A 25,288-nucleotide genomic window follows, 5' to 3' on the forward strand; every position below is an offset into this window, starting at 1 on the left:
ATGCACAAGGGCGACTTCGGTCGCCCTTTCTTTTGTCTGGCGTATCTGGTGATATCCAAATAGTTTGACCCCATCAGTTGGTTATGACAGCCTCATTCACGCCTTTAACAAGCGTGGAAGCAGACAATAATGACCGATCACTCTCAGGCCATGACGGCCAAATATCGCCAGGATTACCGGGCGCCGTTTTACTGGATCGACACCATCGATCTCGATTTCCAACTGCAGGAGCCGCTGACTCAGGTTACCGCCATTACCCGCATTCGCCGCAATGGTGAACACAATGCGCCACTGGTACTGGATGGCGAGCAACTAAGCCTCAAGAGCGTTGCCATTGATGGCATTCCCTGTGACCACTACGAGCAGGGCGAGAGCAGCCTGACCCTATTCAATCTGCCGGCCGAATGTGTGCTGACCATCGTCACCCTGTTGGATCCAGCCGCCAACACCGCGCTGGAGGGGCTTTACAAGTCTGGCGATGCCTACTGCACCCAGTGTGAAGCAGAAGGATTTCGCCGTATTACCTATTACATGGATCGGCCGGATATTCTGGCCCGTTACAGCACCCGGATCACGGCAGACAAGACCAAATACCCCTATTTGCTCTCCAATGGCAACAAGGTCGACAGTGGCGATCTGGGCGATGGCCGTCACTTCGTGCAGTGGCAGGATCCCTTCCCCAAACCCAGCTACCTGTTTGCGCTGGTGGCCGGGGACTTCGATGTGGAGCGAGGTAGCTACGCTACCCGTAGCGGCCGCAAAGTGACCCTCGAGATCTTCGTCGACAAGGGCAACCTGGACAGAGCCGGTTTCGCCATGGAGAGCCTCATCAACTCCATGGGTTGGGACGAGCAGCGTTTCGGCCTCGAGTATGATCTCGACATCTACATGATCGTTGCGGTGGACTTCTTCAACATGGGCGCCATGGAGAACAAGGGGCTCAACATCTTTAACTCCAAGTTCGTGCTGGCCAATCCGGCCACCGCCACCGACAGCGATTACCACGGTATCGAACGGGTGATCGGTCACGAATATTTCCATAACTGGACCGGCAACCGCATCACCTGTCGAGACTGGTTCCAGCTCAGCCTGAAAGAGGGGCTGACAGTATTCCGGGATCAGGAGTTCTCCTCTGATCTGGGCTCCCGTGGCGTCAATCGCATCAACAACGTGCGTACCGTGCGCGGCCCGCAGTTTGCCGAGGATGCCGGCCCCATGGCACACCCGATCCGCCCGGATGTGGTGATCGAGATGAACAACTTCTACACCCTGACCGTCTACGAGAAGGGCTCAGAAGTGATCCGAATGATGCACACCCTGCTGGGTGAAGATGCCTTCCAGGCCGGTATGCGTCTCTACGTCGAGCGTCACGATGGCTCGGCCGCCACCTGCGATGATTTCGTACAGGCGATGGAGGATGCTTCCGGTGTGGATCTCGGCCGTTTCCGCCGCTGGTACAGCCAGTCCGGCACCCCCGAGCTGACCGTGACCGACGAGTATGATGTTACCAGCGGTATCTATCGACTCCATGTAAGCCAACATACTCCACCGACTCAGGATCAACCCCAGAAGCTGCCGCTGCACATTCCCCTCGATATCGAGCTCTATGACGAGCAGGGTGCCGTCATCCCGTTGCAGTATCAGGGCAAGGCCATCGGCAACGTGCTCGATGTGCTGGAAGCGGAGCAGACTTTCGAATTTGATCAAGTGCCCGTCAAACCGGTTCCTTCTCTGCTTCGGGACTTCTCCGCGCCGGTCAAGCTGCACTATGACTACAGCGATGAAGCGCTCGCCTTCCTGATGCGCTTTGCCCGCAACGAGTTTGCCCGCTGGGATGCGGCCCAGATGCTGATCAACAAGGCGGTCATCGACGGGGTGGCGCGAGTACAGCACGGGCAGGGGGTTGAGCTCTCCCAAACCCTGCTGGCCGCATTCGTCGCCATTCTGGACGACAGCGATCTCGATTTGGCCCTCAAGGCGGAGATCCTGGCGCTGCCAGGTGAAGCGACCCTGGCCGAGCTGTTCGAGGTGGCTGATATCGATGCCATTCATCAGGTGCGCAACGAGATCACCACCTCGCTGGCACAAACCTTTGGCGAGCGACTGCTCCCCCTGTATGACAGCCTGCTGCTGCAACACTATCAGGTGGCGCATGAGGATATGGCCAAGCGTGCGCTCAAGGGGGTGGTACTCGGCTATCTGGCCGCCCTCGATGTTGGTAGCGCCGATATGCTGGTACGTCAGCAGTATGGGGCTGCCGACAATATGACCGACACCCTGGCGGCACTGCAGGTGGCCAACATGTATCTGCTACCTTGTCGCGCTGAACTGCTGGCCGATTTTGAAGGCAAGTGGGCCAAGGATGGGCTGGTGCTGGACAACTGGCTGCGGCTGATCGGCAGTAAACCGGCTGCCGATGTGCTTAGCGAAGTGAAGCAGGCGATGAATCACCCCACCTTCAGCATTCGCAACCCGAACCGGCTGCGGGCGTTGATCGGCAGCTTTGCCATGAGCAATCAGGTGCAGTTCCATGCGGTGGATGGCAGCGGTTACCGCTTCCTGACCGATCTCTTGATCGAGCTCAACGAGGTCAATCCGCAGGTCGCCTCCCGCCTTATCACCCCGCTTATTCAGTTCAAGCGACTGGATGAGGGGCGCAAGGCGCTGATCCGCGCCGAACTGAGCCGTCTTGCCAACCTTGAGGGGCTGGCACGGGATCTGTTCGAGAAGGTCAGCAAGGCGCTGCAGCAGTAAGTGTCGACGGGGCAGGGGCGTGAATGCACCTGCCCCCATTGTGCAATGTGACGTCTGATCAGGAGCAGGGGTGAAGCAGTTTACTTTTAGGCTCTCATTGAGCTGCGATGAGGTGATGCTGATGTATCAGGGCCACGCCAGACGGCTGGTGGTGCGCAGCGAACAGGGATTGACCCTGGAGCTTGGCATAGAAAAAATACGGCCCTTTGTGACCATGAATGGTGTGCATGGCTATTTTCGGCTGAAAACTCAGGACGATTACCGCTTTATCAGTCTCGAACGCATAAATTAACAAAAATCGAACAGATTACCGACTGTTTATCTGCTTTGCGTCACTATCTATCCGGCAAACTGGCACAAAGGTAGTGGGAATTTCTGTATTATTGGTTATTTGCAAAATTTCTCACAGTTTAAGCCGTGATCTGCACCTTGTTTTTAACATCTCGTTAGCACCTTTCCTCGCCTTCCCTTATCCCAGCCATTACACTTCGCAACAACTCTGCACCAGCGGGTAACCAGGGTGGTTGCCTCTGCGTCGGTGGTTAATGTCGTCCGATAAGGAATATAAAAATGGCATTGAAAGACGCCCCTACCTCAGTTCTGCTCGAAAACGTTCTCAGCCTGATCCATCAGAAGTTACCCACAAACAGCGCCTCTCTGGTCGAGCGCTTCGTTGCCAAGTTTTATGGCAACATGGCGAGCTCCGATCTGCACGATCGCAATGACAGCGATCTCTATGGCGCGGCCCTGAGCCTGTGGAATGCTCTCAATCAGCGCACCGGCACCGACCCCTACATCCGGGTCTATAATCCCGAACTGACCCGTCACGGCTGGCAATCGCCCCACACCATCGTCGAGGTGATCCTGCAGGACTCGCCCTTCCTGGTGGACTCCATCCGGATGGCGCTCAAGCGACTCAATATCACCGCTCACATGATGCTGCATCAACCGTTGCACCTCATTCGTGGTGCCGATGGCAAAATTGGTGCCATTTTGGAGCTCGACAACACCGATGGGCAGACTTCGGTTGAAACCGCCTTCCTGATCGAGATCGATCACCTCACCAGCGAGGAGCAGATGGCGGCGTTGGCAGCAGAGCTCCATTCGGTCGCAGGTGAAGTGGCGCTGGCAGTCGGTGATTGGCAGCCGATGCTGGCCAAGCTCAATGAGATCATCGACGAGCTGCCCAAGCGCAAGCAGCCCGTGAGTAACGAGGAGGTAGCCTCCTGCGTCGCCTTCCTCAAATGGGTGGCTACCCACAACTTCACCCTGATGGGCTATCGCCGTTACGACGTCAGGGCGGTGGAGGGTGATCACGAGATCCTGCCACAGCCCGAGTCCAGCCTGGGATTGATGAAGAACTCCATCAAGGACCAAGGTCAGCGCCTTGGCAACATGCCGGCCAGCGCTCGTCATGCCGCCCTGAGCCCCTCCCTGCTGATCCTCACCAAATCCAACAGCAAGTCCAGGGTGCACCGTCCTGCCTATGTGGACTACATCGGCATCAAACGCTTCGATGATCAGGGCAAGGTGATCGGGGAAGATCGCTTCATCGGCCTCTACGCCTCTTCCATCTACAACACCAGCGCGACCCAGATCCCGCTCATCAGCCATCGCCTTGAGCGCATCATGGCCGCTTCCGGTCACGAAAAGGGCTCCCATGCCTACAAGGCGTTGCTGAATGTGCTGGAAACCTATCCTCGCGACGAGCTGATCCAGGCTCGTGAAGAGGAGCTGCTGGCCACCGGTCTTGGCGTACTGGAGATGCAGGAGCGCGACATGTTGCGGCTGTTTGTGCGCCGGGATGTGTACGGTCGCTTCTTCTCCTGCATGGTCTATGTCACCAAGGAGCGCTACAACACGGCGCTGCGGATCAAGACTCAGCAAATTTTGCAGAACTATTTTGGCAGCAGCGAGGAGGTGGAGTTCAACGTCTACTTCACCGAGGGCGTACTGGCGCGGACCCACTACATAGTGCGGGTCAACAACAACAACGTGGATGTGGATGTGAACGAAGTACAGAACAACCTGATTGAAGCGGCCCGCAGCTGGGACGACAGACTCGACTCCGTGTTGCTCTCCCACTATGGCGAGGCCCGAGGCAACGACCTGCGTCGTCGCTTTAACTGCGCATTCCCGCGTGCCTACAAGGAGGATGTGCTGCCGGGCTCTGCTGTGGCCGACATCATGGCACTCGATAACCTGAGCGAAGCCGATCCGCTGGGCATGCTGTTCTACCGCGCCCAGGAGGAGGAGAACGATCGCCGGGTGCGGCTCAAGCTGTTCCACCGCACCGAGCCCATTCATCTTTCCGACGTATTACCGATGCTGGAAAACATGGGGCTGCGCGTCATTGGCGAGACCCCTTATCAGGTCCGCACCTCGGCAGGCGAGATATTCTGGATCCTCGACTTTTCCATGCTGCTGCACGGTGATCAGCCGTTTGACATGGAGCAGAACCAGCAGCGCTTCCAGCAGGCGTTTGCCGCCATCTGGAACAAGCAGCTGGAAGATGACGGCTTCAACCGACTGGTATTGGGTGCCGGTCTCACCGGTCGTCAGGTCTCGGTACTGCGCGCCTATGGAAAATATATGCGTCAGACCGGCGTCTCCTTCAGTCAGTCCTATATCGAAGAGACGCTTACCCGCTACCCCGACATCGCCCAGTTGCTGTTTACCCTGTTTGAACAGCGCCTCGATCCGGCCGGCAAGCAGGATGCCAAGGTGCCATCGCAAGATGCCAAGGCATCCGCCAAGCTGCACGAGCAACTCGCCGCCAAGCTGGATCAGGTCGCCAACCTGGATGATGATCGCATCATCCGCCGCTATGTGGAGATGATCGACGCTACCCTGCGCACCAACTACTACCAGCTGGACAAGGCAGGCAACATCAAGCCCTATATCTCCTTCAAGCTGGCGCCCTCCAGCATCACCGACATGCCGCTGCCGCTGCCAAAATTCGAGATCTTCGTCTATTCGCCTCGGGTGGAAGGGGTGCATTTGCGCTGGGGCAAGGTGGCCCGTGGCGGCCTGCGCTGGTCCGATCGCAAGGAGGACTTCCGTACCGAAGTGCTGGGTCTGGTCAAAGCCCAGCAGGTGAAGAATACCGTGATCGTGCCGGTCGGCGCCAAGGGCGGTTTCTACTGCAAGCAGATGCCGTTGGGGGCGCCTCGCGCCGTTATCCAGGAGGAGGGCAAGGCCTGTTATCGCCTGTTTATCCGCGGTCTGCTCGATGTGACTGACAACATCATCGGCGGCGAGGTGATCCCGCCCAAATCCGTGGTGCGTCACGACGAGGATGACTACTACCTGGTGGTGGCCGCGGACAAGGGCACGGCTACCTTCTCCGACATCGCCAACGAAATAAGCCTCGAATATGGCCACTGGCTGGGCGATGCGTTTGCCTCCGGCGGCTCGGTCGGTTACGACCACAAGAAGATGGGCATCACCGCCCGTGGGGCCTGGGAGTCGGTCAAGCGGCATTTTCGTGAGATCGGCGTCAACTGCCAGACCACTGACTTCACCTGCGTCGGGATTGGCGACATGGCGGGGGACGTGTTCGGCAACGGCATGCTGCTCTCCGAGCACACCCGGCTGGTGGGCGCGTTCAACCACATGCATATCTTCATTGACCCGACCCCGGATGCGGCCAAGAGCTTTGTCGAGCGCCAGCGTCTTTTCGATCTGCCGGGCTCCAGCTGGGATGACTACAACCGGGAGCTGATCTCACAAGGGGGCGGTATCTTCCTGCGCTCCGCCAAGTCCATCAAGCTCACTCCAGAGATCCAAACCTTGCTCGGTAGCGATAAGGCAAGCATGGCGCCGAACGAGTTGATCAAGGCGCTGCTCTGCCTCAACGTCGATCTGCTGTGGAACGGTGGCATCGGTACCTATGTGAAAAGTGCGCGCGAGAGCGACGCCGAGGTGGGCGATCGCAGCAACGACGCATTGCGGGTCAATGGCCGCGATCTGCGGGCCCGCATCGTGGGCGAGGGGGGCAACCTCGGCTTTACCCAGCTGGGTCGGGTGGAGTACGCCAGTCAGGGCGGTCACATCAACACCGACTTCACCGACAACGTGGGCGGGGTGGACTGCTCCGACAACGAGGTGAATATCAAGATCCTGCTCAACCAGTTGGTGGCAGCTGGCGATCTGACTCTCAAGCAGCGTAACCAGATGCTCTATGAGATGACCGACGACGTGGCGCAGATTGTCATCACCAACGCCTATCGCCAGTCCCAGTCCATTTCGGTCACCAGCTTCCGCGGTGCTGAACAACTAAAAGAGCAGCAGCGCTTTATTCATGGACTGGAGCGGGAAGGTAAGCTCGATCGGGCGCTGGAGTTCCTGCCCTCTGATGAGGATCTCTCCGAGCGGATGGCGGCAGGGCTGGGACTGACCCGCCCCGAACTGGCGGTGCTGGTGGCCTACGGCAAGATGGTGCTGAAAGAGCAGCTCAACTGCCCGGAGGTGACCGATGAACCCTTCCTTGCCAACATGCTGGTGACCAGTTTCCCGGCCAAGCTGCAGCAGCAGTTCGGTGCGGCACTGGCCCAGCACCCATTGCGCGGCGAGATCATCGCGACCCGGGTGGCCAATATGCTGGTCAACGACATGGGGCTCAACTTTGCCAGCCGGATGAAGGATGAGACCGGCGCCTCGGTGGCGGAAGTGGCCTGCTGCTTTGCCATGGCCCGCGAAGTGTTTGGCATGAACCAGCTGTGGCGCGATATCGAAGGGTGCGACAACCTGGTGGATGCACAGACTCAGCTTGAACTGATGTTCTACAGCCGCCGCATCGTGCGCCGCGCCACCCGCTGGTTCCTGCGTGCCCGCAATCGCAGCTGGAGCATCAGCGACAACATCGCCTTCTTCCGTCCGGCGTTCGAGACCCTCGGCGCACACCTCTATGAGGTGATGGACGAGAGCGAAGTGGCCGAGCATCGCCAGGGCGTTGCCAAATGGATGGAAAAAGGGGTGCCCGAGGCTATTGCCCGTCAGGTCGCCCATATGAGCAGCCTTTTCTCCTGCCTCGATCTGGCGCAGATTGCCGCGGAGCACAAGACTGACATCCTGCGCGCCGCCAATGTCTACTATCGCCTCGGCGCCAAGCTGGATCTGCACTGGTTCCTCGATCAGATCAACCATCAGCCGGTGGGCAACCACTGGCAGGCGATGGCGCGGGCCTCCTTCCGCGAAGATCTTGACTGGCAGCAACGCAGTCTCACTTCTGTGGTACTGCAAGGGTGCAAAGGAGAGGGAGAATGCGCTACCATACTGGCCGACTGGATTTCGGAGCATGAGCAACTCTTGTCCCGTTGGACCCACATGTTGGCCGACTTCAAGACCACCAGTACCCACGAGTTCGCCAAGTTCTCGGTGGCCTTGCGCGAGTTGAACCTGCTCCAGTTGAATTGCCGATCACTTTAATTGCCAGATTCAGGCAGCACATCGGCATAACACCCAAAGCCCCGGCCAGTTGCCGGGGTTTTTTTAAGGAGCACAGATGTTGTACCCCATCGCCAGGCATTTCCTGTTCAAGCTCAATCCGGAACAGGCGCACGATCTCTCCATGAAATATTTGCCCCGCCTTCTCGGTACGCCACTCGATTGTTTCTTCCGCCAGCATTTGCCGAAACGCCCCGTCACAGTTATGGGGCTTTCTTTTGCCAATCCGGTGGGATTGGCGGCCGGTCTGGATAAAGATGGTGAGTGCATCGACGCGCTGGGTGCCATGGGATTTGGTTTTATCGAGGTCGGTACCGTCACCCCCAGACCCCAGAGCGGTAATGACAAGCCTCGCCTGTTCCGGGTTATTCCGGCAGAGGGGATCATCAACCGCATGGGATTCAACAACAAGGGGGTGGATCATCTGGTGGCCAAGGTAAAAGAGGCCAAATATCAGGGGGTCATCGGCATTAATATCGGCAAAAACAAAGACACTCCCATCGAACAGGGCAAGGATGATTACCTGATCTGCATGGACAAGGTTTATGATCACGCCGGTTATATTGCCGTCAATATCTCTTCCCCCAACACTCCGGGTTTGCGTTCGTTGCAATATGGCGAGGCGCTGGATGAATTGCTGGCCGCCCTCAAGGTACGTCAGCAAGAGCTGGCCGCCCAATATAAAAAGTATGTGCCGCTAGCGGTTAAAATTGCCCCGGATTTGAGCGTGGATGAAATTAATCAGGTTGCCGCGTCCTTGATAAAGAATGGCATTGATGGCGTGATTGCGACCAATACCACCCTGGAGCGTGACATGATTTATGACATGCCCCATGCCGGTGAAGCGGGTGGCCTGAGTGGCCGGCCGTTGCAACACAAGAGTACCGAGGTGATCCGCCAGCTGGCCAAGGCACTCCATGGTGCCCTGCCAATTATCGGCGTGGGTGGTATCGACAGTGCCATGGCTGCTCGTGAAAAATTGGCTGCCGGTGCCAGTCTGGTGCAAATTTATAGCGGTTTTATTTATAAAGGACCCGGTTTGGTCAAAGAGATCGTTACCAATATATAAGAAATAGGGGGGCGCCCTTTATTTGACGTTGCTGATTTTATCTACATGGAATAAAGTCAATAGAGGAAATGTCAAGTAAGGGCTCCCCATGTTTATCCAACCGACCGATAGCTGGCAATGGCACTATGATGCCCAGAGTGACCGTCTGATGTTGGACCTGTCTGATAACATGTTATTTGCGACCGAGTATAAAGGGCGACAACTTGTCCCCAGCTCGTTTGCGACTCAGCCTTTTTGTGTCGATGATGCCGCCCTCTATTATCAGTTGCTGGATAAAGCAGCCGAACTGGACTGGAGTATCCCCCATCAGGTTCAGCTGGTGCTCAATGCCATCGCGGTCAGTCGCTTTTATAAACCCCTGATGCCGCAAAGCTGGTTTTTTAGCGAACAGCATCCGCTGGTGATGCCGCAAAACGGTGATTTGGTCTGGATGAATACACCGCACGGCAACGGCGAATTTATGGTGATTGAGGCAGGGGATCAGGCTAGCGTCTGTTTGAACCTCACCGCCGATCTGGTGTTGACTACCAGTAAAACCTTGCCGCGCTTCGGGGTGATCAAGGTAATGAATAACCGGATGAAGCCGCGTATTACCGTGACCGAGCAATATCGTCAGGTCAGTTGATATATTTTCATCAATCGTTTTATCTCTGTGATTACACCGCTCCCTGTTTTTACTGTTGCCTCCTCAATAGTGCCTCGTTTCTGATGCTTCATTGACCTGCGAACATATTGCTCATTCTCATTGATGTTCATGGTTTTGATAACGCCTCTGTTGAGGCTTGCTAGATCAACTTCCATCTTGTGTTCTGACCCACACAGTATCTTGCCGTTTCTTGCTGCAAGCATGGTGCCTCCCTCTTGTTTCTCTCTGCTTGCGTAGTGCATCCACCTCACTATCAACACATCACTCACTGTTGCGCTTGCCTGCATACGACATTTTATGCTTGAAACGAGAGCTATTCTCATTTATGTTGTGTTATAACATAACAGAATGGAGTTGCCATGAAGCCTCATATTCATCCTGATTATCGTTTGGTGCTGTTCCATGACACAGCAGCAGATGCCTTTTTCCTGGTCGGCTCAACCATCAAGAGCGATCGCCGCTATACGTGGCAAGACGGGAAGGAGTATCCCTATGTGCCCCTTGATGTTTCCAGCCAGTCGCACACCTTTTATACCGGCAAGCAGAAGCAGGTATCGAGCGAGGGAAGTGTGGCCCGTTTCAACAAGCGCTTTGGCGCATTTTCAAGCAAGAAGGAGTCCTGAATGCAGGTTGTCTGTTCACTTAAGTCCGCACGGGCACGTCATCCCGATTGTCAGTTGGTGCGTCGTCGGGGCAAATTGTTCGTGATTTGCAAAAGCAATCCCCGTTTTAAGGCTCGCATGAAGTGATCCGCTAAATGATGTCTGGCCCCATGATCTCGCCATCGGCTAGTCATGGGGCCTTTTACCTTTTCGCCACCTATCAATCTGTTTCCATCCTGTTGTTTGCGCCGACTTTTGCATGCTCCAGCCCGCCTGATGAGGTATAATGCGGCACTATTTTTATGGGTTCCCCGTGAGCGTGATGAAAGAATTTTTTGCAACCTGCCCCAAGGGGCTGGAAAACCTGTTGGCCGACGAGCTGACCAATCTTGGCGCAGAGCAGGTCCGTGAGACCGTGGCCGGCGTCCATTTCAAAGGCGAACTGGCGGTGGGTTACAAAGCCTGCCTGTGGAGCCGTTTTGCCTCCCGTATCGTGCTGGTGCTCTCCGAATTCCAGATGAACGACGATCTGGATCTCTATCTCGGTGCCCACACCATCCCCTGGGAAGAACACTTCTCCGGTACCTCTACCATCGCGGTGGACTTTACCGGTACCAACCCTGCCATTCGCAATACCCAATATGGCGCCCTGAAGATCAAGGATGCCATCGTCGACCGCTTCACCAAGCGCGGTCACGTGCGTCCTGACGTGGACAAGAAGTCGCCGGATATTCGCATCATGGCGCACTTGGGCAAGGGCAAGGCCAATATCACGCTGGACTTGTCAGGCCCGGCGCTGCACCAGCGTTTCTATCGTCAGGGCACAGGTGAAGCACCGCTCAAAGAGAACCTGGCCTGCGCCATGATTGCCCGTAGCGGCTGGGCCGGTGAGCCCATGATGGACCCCATGTGTGGTTCCGGTACCTTGCTGATTGAAGCGGCCTTTATCGCCGCCGACATGGCACCGGCGCTGCGCCGCGAGCGCTTCGGGTTCGATCGCTGGCTGCAGCACGATAGCGAGCTGTGGCAAAGCCTGATGATGGAAGCGCAAGTGCGCGCCAAACGTGGCATGCAGCGTTGCGAAGTCAAACTGTTTGGTTGTGATGCCGACCAGCGTGTGCTGCTCAAAGCCCGTGATAACGCCAAAGCGGCCGGTGTGGCCCATCTCATCACCTTCAAGCAGGCCGACGTCACCAAGCTGGAAAACCCGCTGCCGATCTCTGCCCCTGTTGAAGGGGAAGAAGCTCAAGGGGAGGCCCGTCAGGTCGGTATGCTCATCTCCAACCCGCCTTATGGCGAGCGTCTTGGCGAGTTCCCGGCGCTGCTGGAAGTGCATCAGGCCCTTGGTGATGCTCTGCGTCGCAGCTTCCAGGGTTGGAAAGTCTCCATTCTGTCCGCATCCCCCGAGCTGCTTAGCTGTCTGCGCCTGCGCGCCGACAAGCAATATCGTCTGTTCAACGGCGCCCTCGAGTGTCAGCTGCGCAACTACCAGATTGCACTGGACTCCGTGGCCTCGCAAAAAGAGGTGGCACAGGACTTTGCCAACCGTCTGCGCAAGAATCTGAAAACCCTCGAGAAATGGGCCAAGAAAGAGAATCTTGATTGCTATCGCATCTACGATGCCGACTTGCCGGAATACAACGCCGCCATCGACCGCTATCAGGACTATCTGGTAGTGCAGGAGTATGCCGCGCCCAAGGACATCCCCGCCCAGAAGACCCGTCAGCGTCTGCTCGACATGGTTCAGGCCGCCATCAAGGTGACCGGCATGGACGGCGAGAAGGTGATCCTGAAGGTGCGTGAGCGTCAGGAAGGCAAACAGCAGTATCAGAAGCTGAACTCAGAGCAGCAGAGAATGGAAGTCCAGGAGTACGGTGCCCGTTTGTGGGTCAACCTCTACGACTATCTGGATACCGGCCTGTTCCTCGATCACCGTCAGACTCGCCGTATGCTGGGTCAGATGGCCAAGGGCAAGCGCTTCCTGAACCTGTTTGCCTATACCGGCAGTGCCACCGTGCATGCAGGTCTTGGCGGTGCCAGCGAAACCACCACAGTCGACATGTCCCACACCTACCTCAACTGGGCACAGGACAACATGCGCCTCAACTCGCTGGTGGGCCGTCAGCACAAGTTTGTCCAGGCTGACTGCCTGAAGTGGTTGTCTGAAGCCGATGAACAGTACGACCTCATCTTTATCGATCCGCCCACCTTCTCCAACTCCAAGCGGATGGACGAGAGCTTCGATGTACAGCGCGATCACCTGTTGCTGATGCAGCATCTGAAGCGCCTGCTGGCGGCGGACGGCACTCTGGTTTTCTCCAACAACAAGCGTCACTTCAAGATGGATCTGGCCGGTCTCGAGGCCACTGGTCTCAAGGCCCAAAACATCACCCAGAAGACGCGGCCGAAGGATTTCGAGCGCAACCAGCACATCCACAACTGCTGGATCATCACCCATGCACCGGAGCAAGGTGAGGCGTGATGCTGACCCTGTTTCACACCGACGGCTGCCACCTGTGCGAGCAGGCGTGGGCGCTGGTGGAGGAGGCTGGCTTTGCCGCCACCACCCGCCAGTGTGACATCATGGACGATGAGCAGTGGCTTGCCGCCTATCGGGTGCGCATTCCGGTGCTGTGTGACGAGGCGGGCCGCGAGCTGGGCTGGCCCTTCACGCTGGCCGAACTCAAGGGGTGGGTCGCCCGTCAGGGGTGAGCGTGATTTGACGATAAAACGGGGGCAGACCCAGTCTGCTGCCCGTTTTTTTCATATGAAATAAGGAACACACATGGCTCTTTTAACATTGCACGGCGCCTCTCTGTCGTTCAGTGATTTCCCGCTGCTCGACAATGCCGAATTGACCATCGAGCGGGGCGAGCGCCTCTGTCTGGTTGGCCGCAACGGGGCGGGCAAGTCCACCCTGATGAAGGTCATTGCCAGCGAATTGCCGCTGGACGACGGTCGTCTGGTGCTACAACAAGATTTGAAAGTGACCCGCCTTGAGCAGGACCCGCCTGCTTCCAGCGAGCTGACGGTGTTTGACTATGCCGCAGAAGGGCTGGCGGGGGTGGGGGAGCTGCTCAAGCAGTATCATCACATCTCCATGGAGCTGGCGAGCGATCCGTCAGATGCCAATATTCGCAAGATGAGCGAGCTGCAAGAGCAGCTCGACTACCAGAACGGCTGGCAGTTCGAGACTCGTATCACTCAGGTGCTGACCCTGTTGGGGCTGGATCCCGACGTGACCCTCGACAGCCTCTCCGGTGGCTGGCTACGTAAAGTGGCGCTGGCCCGTGCGCTGGCCTGTGACCCCGACCTGCTACTGCTGGACGAACCGACCAACCACCTCGATATCGAAGCCATCAACTGGCTGGAAGAGTTCCTCAAGGACTTTCGCGGCGCCATCGTCTTTATCTCTCACGACCGGGAGTTCATCCACAAGCTGGCGACCCGGATCATCGATCTCGATCGCGGAGTGATCACCTCCTGGCCCGGTAACTATGACGAGTACCTGCAGGGGAAAGAGGAGTGGCTGCGGGTCGAGGAGCTGAAAAATGCCGAGTTTGACCGCAAGCTGGCCCAGGAAGAGGTATGGGTACGCCAGGGGATCAAGGCCCGCCGTACCCGTAACGAAGGGCGAGTACGTGCTCTCAAGGCGATGCGGATGGAGCGGACCCAACGCCGAGAGCTGCAGGGTAAGGCCAAATTGCAACTGGATGAGGCAGGTCGCTCCGGCAAGTTGGTATTTGAAGCCGAAGGGTTGGGGCTCGATTTTGCCGATCGTACCCTGTTCCAGGGGCTGGATCTGCAGGTGCTGCGCGGTGACAAGATTGCGCTGGTCGGCCCCAATGGCTGTGGCAAGTCGACCCTGATCAAGCTGCTGCTTGGCCAGCTTGAGGCGACTCGTGGCTCGGTCCGTCAGGGCACCAATCTGGAAGTGGCCTATTTCGATCAGTACCGCGAACAACTCGATCCCGAGCAGACCGTGGTGGACAACGTCGGGGAGGGCAAGCAGGAGGTGATGGTGCGTGGTCGCTCCCGTCATATCCTCGGTTATCTGCAGGACTTCTTGTTTGAGCCCAAGCGGGCCCGTACACCGGTCAAAGCCCTCTCTGGTGGTGAGAAGAACCGTCTGCTGCTGGCCAAGCTGTTCCTCAAACCCAGCAACCTGCTGATCCTCGATGAACCGACCAACGATCTGGACGTAGAAACCCTGGAGCTGCTGGAAGAGCTGCTGGCCGACTACCCCGGTACCCTGCTGCTGGTCAGTCACGATCGTCGCTTCATCGACAATACAGTGACCGGTTGCTGGCTGTTTGAAGGGGATGGGCGGATCAGTGATTACGTGGGGGGCTACGCCGACATGATGGCGACCCGCGAACAACAGAGTGCCCAGCAGCAGGCCAAGAGCGCAACGGGCAAGGCGCCCGAGCCGGTCGTCTCCACCGCGCCAGAAGCGCCGAAGAAGAGCAAGAAGCTCTCCTACAAACTGCAGCTTGAGCTGGAAGGGTTGCCTGCTCGTCTTGAGCAGCTGGAAGCCGAGCTGGATGCGCTGCAAAGCGAGATCAACCAGCCTGGGTTCTTCTCGCTGCCGGCAGATAAAACCCAGCCGAAACTGGATGCGCTCAACGCCGCTGAAGCCGCGCTGGAGCAGGCGTTTGCTCGTTGGGAAGAGCTGGAAGGACTCAAAAATCAGGAGTAAGTTCCCTGTAATTAAAACTTAATCCAGTTCAGTGCCTTGTGTCACATAGCCCGGTTAGGGTGGAAATTTTTGTTTGACCCGGTGCGCTCGCAGGAGTAAAGATGAAAGCGACCGATGAAAAATTGGTCGCTTTTTTTGTTCCACGAAGAGGGTCGTAGATGATGAAGAGACAGAAGCGGGACCGTCTGGAAAGAGCGCGTGCTCGTGGTTATCAGGCTGGCGTGGTTGGCAAACAGAAAGAAGCATGTCCGTATCAATGTCTGGATGCCCGAGGGCACTGGCTTGGTGGTTGGCGAGAAGCCATGGAAGGGCGGGGCTCAGGCCTCTTCATGAAGTAAGTTACTTCATCACACTCATTACAAAAGGAAAGGGGCCGTTGTGGCCCCTTTGCGTTAATGCTGTGTTACCACTCATCAGAGAGATCAGAATGCGGTGGTATCTTGGAACAGGCCGACTTTCAGATCGGTGGCACTGTAGATAGGACGACCATCGACTTCGACCACCCCATCGGCAATGCCCATCACCAACTTGCGGTTGATAACTCGCTTGAAGGTGATCTTGTAGGTCACTTTCTTGGCCGTCGGCAGGATCTGGCCGGTGAATTTCACTTCACCGACACCCAGCGCACGGCCCTTGCCGGGACCGCCTTTCCAGCCAAGGAAAAAACCAACCAGTTGCCACATGGCGTCCAGACCGAGACAGCCAGGCATTACGGGATCACCCGGGAAGTGGCAATCGAAGAACCAGAGATCTGGCGTAATGTCGAGCTCTGCCAGGATCTCGCCCTTGCCGTGCTCACCGCCGTTGTCATTGATCTTGACGATGCGGTCCATCATCAACATGTTGGGGGCGGGCAGCTGACTGTTACCCTCGCCAAACAGTTCGCCACGGCTGCAAGCCAGCAGCTCTTCACGGCTAAAAGAGTTCTTGCCCTGTTCGCACAGGGAAAGGCGGGCTTCCATGGTGGTATTGTCTACGGTCACGCGGTATTTCCTTCAAATGGATCAAAGCGGAGCCAATTTAGCGTACACCTGTTCGCTAAACAACTCCGATCACTTTGTTACTGTCTATTAAACAGGCGATCCAGTACAGAACGGAACAGACCGACCTTTGCCGCGGTGCCATTGAGTTCATCCAGACGCTCCTGAATGCGGCCAAACAGGGTATCGGGCATATCGGGTTCACCGGCTACACAGCCGGTCAACAGCTCAATGGCCTCTTCCACATGGTCCACTGGGTGGATATGGAACTGGCCCGCGTCAACTGCTGCGATAACCTCATCCGACAGATTGAGCTGCTGGGCGTTGGTGCCGGGCAGCAAGACGCCCTGTTTGCCGCTCAGACCATGGATCTTGCACACCCGGAAGAAGCCTTCAATCTTCTCGTTGACGCCACCCACCGCCTGCACATTGCCAAACTGATCGACCGCGCCGGTGACGGCGAAGTGTTGATAGATGGGCTGGCGGGCGAGGGCAGAGAGCAGGGCACACAAGCCGGTCAGAGAGGCGCTGTCACCATCAATCTCGTGATAAGACTGTTCAAACACCAGATTGGCCGACAAGGGGGAGGGGTTCTCTGCGCCAAATTTGTTGGAGAGATAACCATGGATAATCATCATCGCCTTGGCGTGGATATGACCAGCCAGCTCGGCTTTACGCTCGATATCCGCTACATCGCCATCACCAAGATGAACAGTGGCGGTCAGGCGTACCGGTTCACCAAAATCATACGGATGACCGGATACCTGGATAACTGACAGGCCGTTGATCTGGCCAATCTCCTCACCATCGGTTTGCAACAGGATCTGGCCATCGATAACCCCCTGATCGGATTGCTCAACCAGATAGTTGAGACGATAATCCTGCTCCTCCAGTGCGCCACGAATATGCTCATCGGTGACCTCTGCCGCCTCCAGCTCACGAGCCAGACTGTCAGCCATCCGCATGATGGCGGCCAACTGCACCTCGGAGAGTGACAGCCACTCCTGGTGATCACAGAGACGACTGGCGTGACGGCACAGGGCGGTGAGGGCTGCCGGGGTGAAATCCAGCAAGTTCCAGCGCTGACGAACCCAGGCCAGATACTGCAGAAATTCCTGCAAATCCTCTTCAATATTCACTTCTGACACCAGATCGGCACGCAGGAAGATGCGCTCGGACATATCCCGATCCAGCATCTGGAACTCGGCCACATCCAGTCGATCACCTACCAGGATCAGCTTGAGTTTGATGGGGGTTGCTTCGGGGGCAAAGAAGGGGGTCAGGGTTTTCCCTTCCTGATAGGCGTTCCAGTCAAGCTCGCCTTTTTGCATGGCATTTTTCAGCTTGAACCAGAGGTGGGGCTGATCCAGCAGTTCATCGAGCTGTAAAATCAGGTAGCCGCCATTGGCTTGGCGTAGCAGGCCTGGCTCCAAAAGGTGCTGATTTGCATACACCGAGCCTTGCTCGGTTTGATAGTTGATGGAGCCGAACAGGGTGTCCCAGTTCAGATCGCGCCCATACACAACGGGGGCTTCCTGATCTTCATGATGGATCAGCAAATTGATCAGCACCGGATGCTGGAACTCCAGACCCAGTGCAACATGGGCGGCCAGGTCAGAGAGGAAATCATCGATCTTCGGGTCATTGTTCTGCTTGCGCATGATGCGGGTCACGACACGCTCGGCATCGAGATGGTGGCTCAACAGCTTGAGCAGCTCGCCAACCATTTCGCAGAACTCAACGCCAGTACCGGGTTGCAGCCGTAACCAGATAGGCTTGAACGGATTGTTGAGGTTCTCGGTATAGCAGAGATCGAACAGGTCGCCATCCTTGCCGTTGGAGTCTGCAATCAGGGTACGACAGACAGCTTCGTAATCGGCACCGGGAAAACCGTTAAGCAGCATAACCGGGCAGTCACCATCAAAACTGGCCAGACGCTTGATACCGGAAATGGCTCTGGGCTGCAGCGCCGCAAAGGGGATGGGCTCAAGCTCACTGAGCTTGGGGAACTGTTCAATCGCAAAAGCGGGTTTTAATTGTTCTGATGTTAATTCAGCCACTTAAGACATCCGGTCGAAGATAGGATCAATTGTTGCCATTATACACAGTTCAATAAGTGGTAACAGGAAACAAGATACGCCATTTAACATAATATGCATTATGCGCAGTCATGCGTGAGGGGTATCAATCAAGACGGATGAATCACACATCGACCGTCAGCCATTGCTATCGTCATAGCTACTGTGCCGTCACGCTTTGCATCAACGAACCATATTTGCGTTGAGGCTGGTTCTTCAATGTGGATAACTGCAAAGTGCAGATCCAGCAACTCGTATACGGCATCGATTGCTGCAGGCAAGTCATTGCACAACTGATGAAGCTGCGGATCCTTGCCCCAAGGGTTTATCGTGTGCAGATATTTACCGAGCCGGGCGTAGAAGTTTTCAAAGCGTTTTCTCGTCATATACCCAGTTGTTTTGCGACCAAAATGCAAGCTTCCATCTGGCTGACGAATTGCTGGGACAACTGGTATTGGATAAAAATCAGGGTTGATCGCAGCTAACGAGGTCATGATCTTTTGGGCATGGTAGTGATCGCCAATTTTCTTTTCTTTATGTCTATGAAGGTCTTCATAACGCTTTTCACTGGGCGCAATTGAAGAAAAAGCAATGGCCTCCATTGCTTTTCGCATCTGCAAAATCGCACTGTCAACCTGAACTCTATCTTGAAAATTATTGCTATTTTTCATTAGCTTATCAGCGGAACCTAGACGATAGAGCGCTTCAGTCATCATCTCACGATAGATAATGTCGGGCTGTCTTTTAGCTTTTGCCATGTCACGTTACCTTGTCGTTTTTACAGATGCCGATAACCGTGTTTATCGGCATCTAATGAGAAAAGCTCCATTACCAACCGGTTACAGTCCTTGGGATCTGTAAAGCAGCACCTTGCTCTTCTCGGACACTTGAATCCTTTGGTAGCTCTACGGCAACAGTGAACTTTACCCTGCTAGTTTGCTGATATACGTCGTTCCCTTGGGTCTTTCCACCAAGGCTCAAAACGTTGATCACTGACAGCCTAGCCCCTGCTTCTGATTGCTGACTCTCAGTTACAACAAGCGCAACATCAAAATCTATATTGGTAAGACGTGGAGATCTTGATGATGATGCAATGTGATCATGAGGGTTCACTCGCCCTCCCAGGCTGGCAACATCATCAGACGCATTGGATACGCCTCTGGCTATTTGTTGAATAGCCGATTGAACAAATTCCTCTAGCTGCATCACGATACCTCGAGTCAGATTCTCTATTGAGCGGCATGCTCCATACGGATATTGTGGCTATTGCTTGCAAACCAAGCCTTTACTGACAAAAACCTTCTTGTGAGAGATAACCCCCCTCCCCTGTGGCTGGTGTGAGCATGGCTGTCTGGGAATTCCCCCCGTATTACTACCCGGAGGGCTTGAACAGCTGTCGCCCTGATAGATTTACTGGCATGTGATATGGCTGGGGTGATCGTTGTTCACCACAGAATAATGACGATTGCCCGCAGGGATTTCGCTATGAGAGTCCCCTCCCCTGTGACCAGTGTATTAAGGCAATCACAAGGAGCAAGGGGCTGGAATATTGGTGACAAATCAATGGAATTGAACAAGGCCCCTATCTGGCGATAAAGGCCTTGTGGTACGCGAATCAATTAAATCAGGCGGCCCAACCGGCGCTTTCATTTTGGCATGGGGTGCTGGTCAGGCACTGGTTCCTGACTACTCCATGGTTCCTTGAACCGATTGCCATCCCGGATCAGTAAAAATAACCGCACCTGCTTGGATGAGACATTAATGACTCAAGGATTGTTCTAAAGATGAACAGTAAAGTTCAGGGTAATGTCTCACTTATCGTGAATCTTTAGGAATGTCATCTCTCACTTCGTTACTTAATCTGTCCAGCGGCTTTTGCTGGGCGCTCTCATGTCGTTCACTGTTGCTGGTGTGCAGGTATTTCGAAGTGGTGTCGATGCTGTCATGTCCTGCATCGGCTTGTACGTGGGAGAGCGGCCGCCCGTGCAGGTTGATGTCATGGGTAATCCCGGTGTGGCGGATCGCATGGGGAGAGAGTTGCCGCATTTCGGCCGCATCCTGGGCAAATCCATCCTGTTCAGCCAATTCAGCCCCCTTGCCGATGATCACCATGATCAAATCCCGTAGCTGGCGAATTCCCAGGTTGGCGTTTAGCTCACCCTGCTCGCGGCCGTGGGCTGCCGCTTTATGGCGAACGAACAGCGGTGTCTGTTCATCCGGTGTCGGCAAGGGAGAGAGACCGAGGAAACGGCGGTAGCGTTCGAGTGCCGCCAACAGCGCTTGGGATACCGCCACGGTACGCCGTTTACCCCCTTTGCTTTGCGGAATAAAGTAGCCCCAGACGCCGGTTTTGCGATCCCGCCTGAACTGCCCCATCACAGGTGTAAAGCCCGGCCTGGCAGCAACCTCCGAGATCCGCAGATAGCACGCATACATCAAAATGGTGAGAAAACGGCTGCGCTCGTGTTGCTGCGGATTTTCGTTAGCCAAGGTATCGGCGGCTTGCATCACATATGACCACTGCAACTCGCTGAAGGCCTGGACCTGCTCATCGGCCTCCTGCTGTTGTGGTCGTTTGACCCGTTGCAGTAGCAGGGCGGGATTCCTGTCCATGTACTCCTCCTGGATCAGGAACTGGAAGAAGGCCGACAAGATAGCGAGCTTGGTCTTCATCGCCTGCTCGCTCAGGCGATATGGCAAGGTTCGGCCCAGCTCCCGTTTGCCCAGAAACGGACGCCATTGTGGATTGGGCAAGCGCGCCCCCCACTCCTTGTCGAGCACAAATTGCGCCACGTTGCGATAGGCGATCAAGGCCTCGGGAGGAGCCTGACAGTAGTCGAGATAGCGGATCATAATGCGGCGCGTGAGATCTTTGGGGCTAATGGCCGCCTCGCGAAAGCACCAGTGCAAAAAGGTGGTCAGTTCGCTGCGATAGGTTTTGTAGTTGTTTTCGCTGTGACGCTGCTCCAGCAGCCAGTCGACTGCCAGTTCGTACACCAGCCCGGCATCGGGCACATCGTTGAGGCTGAGGTTGGCAAGGTATTGATTGACTTGCGGGTTGCCGGCTTCCAAATAAACCAGGCTGTCAAACAGCGGCATGGCCGGCGGCAAGGATAATGAGTGTTGAGTCATGGTGTTGCTTGTTGCTGATGAGATGAATCGATATGAGCCTGTGAGCCAAGACGATAGAGAAGGGCTCGTGATGCATAATTGCGGCTTATGTTGGTGTTTTCGCGCTATCTTGCTGTTTGATTGAGGCTAAAGGGGTCAGCTGGGCGACTGATGCCCTCTTCATTTGCTCGTTACTCGCTTGTTGGTTTGGCTGACGTCGCCCTGTCAGCACACGATTAATTTATGCAGTGGATATGCACGCTTGTTAAAAAATTCTCGGGGTAAATAGCCGTAAAAATGGTTTTAAATGCAAATGAAGTGAATGCATTGAGCTGTTTATCCCGAGAAATAGCAGTTCTGTGCAATCAGGCCACCTGTTTGAGCGGCTTCTCCTTGCGCTTGGCTGCTGAAGCCTCTTCCTCTTTCGTGCCTGCCTGAACCTTGCCGCCGCGCAGCAGGGTTTGCAGCACATCACGCTGCTCTGCCAGGTAGAATGCCAGACTCTCTTGCTGCTCTGGAGCCAGCTCGATCGGAGCGCCGGCCAACAGGGTCATCAACTCGTCGGCCGTATCCAGCAGTTTGTCATAGGCATCGGCCTCTTTTTTGCTGGCAAAGGTCATTTTTTCCACTCCCCCACGAACAACCACATATTTGATCTCGACAGCCATGATGGCCTCCTCTCGGTGATGATAGATAGAGTATATGTATGGATATACAGTATTGCAAATAACCTCAGTGAAAACGCGATCGCGGGGGCGCGATAAAATCGGCGCTGGATCAAGCTGTCTAAAAGTGTCATTTGACTTCCACCTCTGACTGGTCGGATCATGGTCATATGACGATAGTGCGACACCTGTTTATCCTGCTGATGGTAGAGGTGCTGCTCCTTGGGAGCATCGCCCATCTTATCGTGGGCCTTCCCTGGTTGCTGACCCTGCTGTTTGTGCTGTTTACCCTGCTAGGGCTGCGCTGTCTGGTAGTGCTCGGCAGCTGGCTGTTTACCCGTTTCTACCCCTCCCCGGCCATCGGCGCCAAGCGTCGGGTGAAGATGATGGCTCAGGAGATGCTGGCCTACCTCTATACCTTTACCTGGTTGCTTCCGTTCGAGCCTGTTTTGATGGCATCCGATCGGCTGCGCCCATGTGTACGCCCCGTATTACTGGTGCATGGCTACGGTTGCAGTCGCGGGATCTGGCGTACCCAGCGTACCAGACTGGAGGCCGCAGGCCATGTGGTCGCCACCATTACCTTGATGCCGCCGTTTGGTCATATTGATGAGATGGTGCCGCTGCTGGCCACCCGGATTGACGATGTGCTGGCGCAGACCGGGGCTGACCAGCTGGTGCTGGTCGGTCACAGTATGGGGGGGCTGGTCTGCCGCGACTATCTTGCTATCCATGGTGGTGACAAGGTCGCGCGCCTGATCACCCTGGCGACCCCCCATCAGGGCAGTCAGCTGGCCGCCCTTGGCCTTGGGGCCAATGCCCGTGAGATGGAGCCCGGTTCCGGCTGGTTGCAGCGTTTCGCTTCGGTGCCGCTTTGCGTGCCCGGCATCTCGGTGCGCACCAGCCACGACAATGTGGTGATGCCGCAGGAGCGTCAGCGTCTGGCTGGGATGGAAGATATCGAGTTGCCTGCCATTGGCCATCTCTCTTTGCTCTACTCCCGTCGTACTACCGACCTACTGCTTGATCTGCTGTCCCGAGTCTGACCCTCATTAATCGTTCTTCAACTGCTATTCCAAATAAAACAGGGGCCTGATTGCTCAGGCCCCTGCTGATCGCTTTATCCCATCACCCGGTTAGAAGTGAATGCCTTTGATGAGGGTGGAGACGGCAACCTGATCGGCGGTCGCCTTGGATTTGTCACCATCCTTGGGGTCGGCAAAAGTGCGGAAGCTGGTGTTCATGATCACCTGAGCAACCCGCGGTGCCAGCGCATGGATCACCTGACCAAAGACCCCGAGCCGGGTCGCCAGACGAACATGCTTGTTGATGATGGTGTCGCACACCAGATCGGCCGCCTCTTCCGGTGTCATCATCGGTACCTGTTCATACACCTTGGTCGGTGCGACCATCGGCGTTTTCACCAGCGGCATATTGATGATGGAGAAGCTCACCCCTTTATCGGCAAACTCGGAGGCGGCGGTACGCACCCAGGCATCGAGTGCCGATTTGGAGGCCACATAGGCTGAGAAACGCGGCGCATTGGTCAGTACCCCGATGGAGGAGATATTGATGATGTGGCCCCGCTTCTTCTCGATCATGGTGGGCAGTACCCCCATGATCACCTTGAGTGCACCAAAGTAGTTGAGCTGCATGGTGCGCTCCAGATCGTGAAAGCGATCAAAGGAGTCTTCGATGGAGCGACGGATGGAGCGACCGGCATTGTTGACCAGAATATCGACGCCGCCGTGATCGGCTACGATGCGGGTCGTCACCTCCTCGGCTTGCGCCAGATTAGCCAGATCCCCCTGATAGATCTCGATGGTCAGCCCCAGCTCGGCAAACTCCGCCTTGGTTTCGGCAATCTTTTGTTCATCACGTGCGATGGTGATGACATGGGCCCCCGCCCCTGCCAACTTGCGTGCTGTGGCTCGGCCAATGCCGGAAGTGGCGCCGGTCACCAGCACCACCTTGCCCTCGACCCGACCACGCAGGGAGCGATCGATGAAGAGCTCCGGGTCGAGGTGACGCTCCCAGTAATCCCACAACCGCCAGGCGTAACTGTGCAGTGGCGGCACTTCGATGCCTGTCCCTTTCAGTACCCGCTGGGTTTCGCGATTGTCGAAACGGGTGGGATAACTGATAAGGCGGAACACATCCTTGGGCAGCCCCAGATCGGCGATGGCGGCATCGCGGATACGGCGCACGGGGGCCATGGTCATCAACATGGCCGTCAGGTGGCGGGGAATAAAGTTAAAAAGGGATGCATTGATGCGGATCGCCGGCTCTGGCGCGTGGGCGGCGCGGGAGAAGGTGCTCAGCATATCGCCAACCCGCATCGGGTTGGGGTCGGTCAGGTGGAAGGTTTTGTGCTCCTCTCCCTCCTGATGGGCGATATGCACCATGGCATCGACCACGAAGTTGACCGGCACAATGTTGATACGGCCCCCTTCCACCCCGATGGCTGGCATCCAGGGCGGCAGCAGACGGCGCAGCTTCTGGATAGTCTTGAAGAAGTAGTAGGGGCCGTCGATCTTGTCCATCTCGCCAGTGTTGGCGTCACCCACCACAATCCCCGGGCGGTAGACCCGCCACGGAATGGTGCACTCGTTGCGGACGATCCCTTCCGCTTCGTGTTTGGTCTGGAAATAAGGCATGTCGAGGTGCTCGGCTTCATCAAACATATCCTCGCGAAACAGACCATCGAACAGACCCGCGGCGGCAATGGAACTGCAGTGATGAAACTGGCGAGCGCCAATGTGCTCGGCCAGTTGCACCGTATGACGGGTGCCCTCGGTATTGACTTGCTGCTGCAGACCAGCCTTGGCGTTGAGGTCATAGATGGCGGCAAGGTGAAAGAAGTGATCGATCTTGCCAACCAGCTGCTCTTGCTTATCGGACGACACACCCAGTAATGGCAGGGTCATATCACCAAACACGGGTACGGCACGGGATTCATCAACGTTCCAGAACGCAAACAGTGCTGGCAATTTATCTTGATGAGAAGGGCGCATCAAAAAATAGACGGTACAGTCGGGATGCTGTTGGAATAATTTTTTGACCAATCTACGCCCGATAAAGCCACTTGCGCCTGTAATGAAATAGTTCATAAAGTAAGTCCTGTTACTTATTTGGCTGTTACTTACTGTTAGATATATCACGATTCACATGGCAATTTACAATGCAATTATCGGTTCGTGAGCCACCCCTGATTTCAGCAGTCTGGTAGTTCCGTT

Annotated in this window: 20 protein-coding genes; 12 read left to right on the top strand and 8 right to left on the bottom strand. The window is 55.9% G+C overall.

Going from position 1 to position 25,288, the window contains the following annotated elements:
* Window positions 1-129: 129 nt before the first annotated feature.
* From pepN to BN1117_RS10405, 5 genes are all read left to right on the top strand, one after another.
* The gene (pepN, locus tag BN1117_RS10385; protein WP_040097113.1) at window positions 130-2,754 is read left to right on the top strand and encodes an aminopeptidase N; all 2,625 of its coding nucleotides are present in this window, start codon (window positions 130-132) and stop codon (window positions 2,752-2,754) included.
* A 70-nt stretch (window positions 2,755-2,824) separates the two neighbouring features.
* Window positions 2,825-3,046 (top strand): DUF2835 domain-containing protein, encoded by a 222-nt coding sequence (locus BN1117_RS10390; RefSeq protein ID WP_040097115.1) that lies wholly within the window; start codon window positions 2,825-2,827, stop codon window positions 3,044-3,046.
* A gap of 278 nt (window positions 3,047-3,324) precedes the next feature.
* Window positions 3,325-8,184 carry an NAD-glutamate dehydrogenase gene (locus BN1117_RS10395; RefSeq protein WP_040097116.1) on the top strand — a complete coding sequence of 1,620 codons (4,860 nt, stop codon included), beginning with the start codon at window positions 3,325-3,327 and terminating at the stop codon, window positions 8,182-8,184.
* 76 nt (window positions 8,185-8,260) lie between these two features.
* On the top strand, window positions 8,261-9,271 hold the full coding sequence (gene pyrD, locus BN1117_RS10400; RefSeq protein ID WP_040097118.1) for a quinone-dependent dihydroorotate dehydrogenase: 1,011 nt from the start codon (window positions 8,261-8,263) through the stop codon (window positions 9,269-9,271).
* Window positions 9,272-9,359: 88 nt separating this feature from the next.
* On the top strand, window positions 9,360-9,896 hold the full coding sequence (locus BN1117_RS10405) for a cell division protein ZapC (RefSeq protein ID WP_040097120.1): 537 nt from the start codon (window positions 9,360-9,362) through the stop codon (window positions 9,894-9,896).
* Here BN1117_RS10405 and BN1117_RS10410 read toward each other — a convergent pair.
* Window positions 9,884-10,120, bottom strand: a complete 237-nt coding sequence (locus BN1117_RS10410; RefSeq protein ID WP_040097261.1) for a hypothetical protein — start codon at window positions 10,118-10,120, stop codon at window positions 9,884-9,886. The two genes, BN1117_RS10405 and BN1117_RS10410, sit on opposite strands and share 13 nt — an antisense overlap.
* Before the next feature lie 156 nt (window positions 10,121-10,276).
* Between BN1117_RS10410 and BN1117_RS10415 the strand changes: the two genes are divergently transcribed.
* From BN1117_RS10415 to rmf, 6 genes are all read left to right on the top strand, one after another.
* Entirely contained in the window at window positions 10,277-10,540 is a 264-nt protein-coding gene (locus BN1117_RS10415) for a type B 50S ribosomal protein L31 (protein ID WP_040097121.1), read from the top strand.
* Complete coding sequence (gene ykgO / locus BN1117_RS19040; protein ID WP_005336596.1) at window positions 10,541-10,666, top strand: type B 50S ribosomal protein L36; 126 nt, start codon at window positions 10,541-10,543, stop codon at window positions 10,664-10,666.
* A gap of 139 nt (window positions 10,667-10,805) precedes the next feature.
* Window positions 10,806-13,001: a bifunctional 23S rRNA (guanine(2069)-N(7))-methyltransferase RlmK/23S rRNA (guanine(2445)-N(2))-methyltransferase RlmL gene (gene rlmKL, locus BN1117_RS10420; RefSeq protein WP_040097123.1), complete on the top strand. Its 2,196-nt coding sequence runs from the start codon at window positions 10,806-10,808 to the stop codon at window positions 12,999-13,001.
* Window positions 13,001-13,231, top strand: a complete 231-nt coding sequence (locus BN1117_RS10425) for a glutaredoxin family protein (RefSeq protein ID WP_040097125.1) — start codon at window positions 13,001-13,003, stop codon at window positions 13,229-13,231. Before rlmKL ends, BN1117_RS10425 begins: the two co-directional genes overlap by 1 nt.
* A gap of 73 nt (window positions 13,232-13,304) precedes the next feature.
* Window positions 13,305-15,218 carry an ATP-binding cassette ATPase Uup gene (gene uup, locus BN1117_RS10430; RefSeq protein ID WP_040097127.1) on the top strand — a complete coding sequence of 638 codons (1,914 nt, stop codon included), beginning with the start codon at window positions 13,305-13,307 and terminating at the stop codon, window positions 15,216-15,218.
* Window positions 15,219-15,376: 158 nt separating this feature from the next.
* Window positions 15,377-15,556, top strand: coding sequence for a ribosome modulation factor (rmf, locus tag BN1117_RS19045; protein WP_185378225.1), 180 nt, complete (start codon window positions 15,377-15,379; stop codon window positions 15,554-15,556).
* Between the two features lie 84 nt (window positions 15,557-15,640).
* On the opposite strand, the gene fabA is transcribed toward rmf, so the two are convergent.
* The 6 genes from fabA to BN1117_RS10455 all read right to left on the bottom strand — a co-directional run bounded on the left by fabA (window position 15,641) and on the right by BN1117_RS10455 (window position 22,055).
* Window positions 15,641-16,201, bottom strand: a complete 561-nt coding sequence (gene fabA / locus BN1117_RS10435) for a 3-hydroxyacyl-[acyl-carrier-protein] dehydratase FabA (RefSeq protein WP_040097129.1) — start codon at window positions 16,199-16,201, stop codon at window positions 15,641-15,643.
* 77 nt (window positions 16,202-16,278) lie between these two features.
* Window positions 16,279-18,258 carry a Lon protease family protein gene (locus BN1117_RS10440; RefSeq protein WP_040097131.1) on the bottom strand — a complete coding sequence of 660 codons (1,980 nt, stop codon included), beginning with the start codon at window positions 18,256-18,258 and terminating at the stop codon, window positions 16,279-16,281.
* Between the two features lie 128 nt (window positions 18,259-18,386).
* Entirely contained in the window at window positions 18,387-19,034 is a 648-nt protein-coding gene (locus tag BN1117_RS10445) for a hypothetical protein (RefSeq protein WP_052441492.1), read from the bottom strand.
* A gap of 70 nt (window positions 19,035-19,104) precedes the next feature.
* Window positions 19,105-19,482, bottom strand: coding sequence for a hypothetical protein (locus BN1117_RS19455; RefSeq protein ID WP_156129950.1), 378 nt, complete (start codon window positions 19,480-19,482; stop codon window positions 19,105-19,107).
* 609 nt (window positions 19,483-20,091) lie between these two features.
* The gene (locus tag BN1117_RS10450) at window positions 20,092-21,375 is read right to left on the bottom strand and encodes a tyrosine-type recombinase/integrase (RefSeq protein WP_209435239.1); all 1,284 of its coding nucleotides are present in this window, start codon (window positions 21,373-21,375) and stop codon (window positions 20,092-20,094) included.
* A 377-nt stretch (window positions 21,376-21,752) separates the two neighbouring features.
* The gene (locus BN1117_RS10455) at window positions 21,753-22,055 is read right to left on the bottom strand and encodes a YebG family protein (RefSeq protein WP_005345480.1); all 303 of its coding nucleotides are present in this window, start codon (window positions 22,053-22,055) and stop codon (window positions 21,753-21,755) included.
* Between the two features lie 167 nt (window positions 22,056-22,222).
* Here BN1117_RS10455 and BN1117_RS10460 point away from each other — a divergent pair, with 167 nt between their 5' ends.
* Window positions 22,223-23,098 carry an esterase/lipase family protein gene (locus tag BN1117_RS10460; protein WP_040097134.1) on the top strand — a complete coding sequence of 292 codons (876 nt, stop codon included), beginning with the start codon at window positions 22,223-22,225 and terminating at the stop codon, window positions 23,096-23,098.
* Window positions 23,099-23,188: 90 nt separating this feature from the next.
* Here BN1117_RS10460 and BN1117_RS10465 read toward each other — a convergent pair whose 3' ends face one another.
* The gene (locus BN1117_RS10465; protein WP_040097135.1) at window positions 23,189-25,162 is read right to left on the bottom strand and encodes an SDR family oxidoreductase; all 1,974 of its coding nucleotides are present in this window, start codon (window positions 25,160-25,162) and stop codon (window positions 23,189-23,191) included.
* Window positions 25,163-25,288 lie beyond the last annotated feature (126 nt).

It is taken from the genome of Aeromonas australiensis, from assembly GCF_000819725.1.
GTDB classification, from domain to species: Bacteria; Pseudomonadota; Gammaproteobacteria; order Enterobacterales; family Aeromonadaceae; genus Aeromonas; species Aeromonas australiensis.

Coding starts and splice junctions, on each gene's coding strand:
- pepN (WP_040097113.1), top strand. CDS start 130: ATGACCGATCACTCTCAGGCCATGACGGCCAAATATCGCCAGGATTAC.
- BN1117_RS10395 (WP_040097116.1), top strand. CDS start 3,325: ATGGCATTGAAAGACGCCCCTACCTCAGTTCTGCTCGAAAACGTTCTC.
- pyrD (WP_040097118.1), top strand. CDS start 8,261: ATGTTGTACCCCATCGCCAGGCATTTCCTGTTCAAGCTCAATCCGGAA.
- BN1117_RS10405 (WP_040097120.1), top strand. CDS start 9,360: ATGTTTATCCAACCGACCGATAGCTGGCAATGGCACTATGATGCCCAG.
- BN1117_RS10410 (WP_040097261.1), bottom strand. CDS start 10,120: ATGCTTGCAGCAAGAAACGGCAAGATACTGTGTGGGTCAGAACACAAG.
- BN1117_RS10415 (WP_040097121.1), top strand. CDS start 10,277: ATGAAGCCTCATATTCATCCTGATTATCGTTTGGTGCTGTTCCATGAC.
- ykgO (WP_005336596.1), top strand. CDS start 10,541: ATGCAGGTTGTCTGTTCACTTAAGTCCGCACGGGCACGTCATCCCGAT.
- rlmKL (WP_040097123.1), top strand. CDS start 10,806: ATGCGGCACTATTTTTATGGGTTCCCCGTGAGCGTGATGAAAGAATTT.
- BN1117_RS10425 (WP_040097125.1), top strand. CDS start 13,001: ATGCTGACCCTGTTTCACACCGACGGCTGCCACCTGTGCGAGCAGGCG.
- uup (WP_040097127.1), top strand. CDS start 13,305: ATGGCTCTTTTAACATTGCACGGCGCCTCTCTGTCGTTCAGTGATTTC.
- rmf (WP_185378225.1), top strand. CDS start 15,377: ATGATGAAGAGACAGAAGCGGGACCGTCTGGAAAGAGCGCGTGCTCGT.
- BN1117_RS10445 (WP_052441492.1), bottom strand. CDS start 19,034: ATGGCAAAAGCTAAAAGACAGCCCGACATTATCTATCGTGAGATGATG.
- BN1117_RS19455 (WP_156129950.1), bottom strand. CDS start 19,482: ATGCAGCTAGAGGAATTTGTTCAATCGGCTATTCAACAAATAGCCAGA.
- BN1117_RS10450 (WP_209435239.1), bottom strand. CDS start 21,375: ATGCCGCTGTTTGACAGCCTGGTTTATTTGGAAGCCGGCAACCCGCAA.
- BN1117_RS10455 (WP_005345480.1), bottom strand. CDS start 22,055: ATGGCTGTCGAGATCAAATATGTGGTTGTTCGTGGGGGAGTGGAAAAA.
- BN1117_RS10460 (WP_040097134.1), top strand. CDS start 22,223: ATGACGATAGTGCGACACCTGTTTATCCTGCTGATGGTAGAGGTGCTG.
- BN1117_RS10465 (WP_040097135.1), bottom strand. CDS start 25,162: ATGAACTATTTCATTACAGGCGCAAGTGGCTTTATCGGGCGTAGATTG.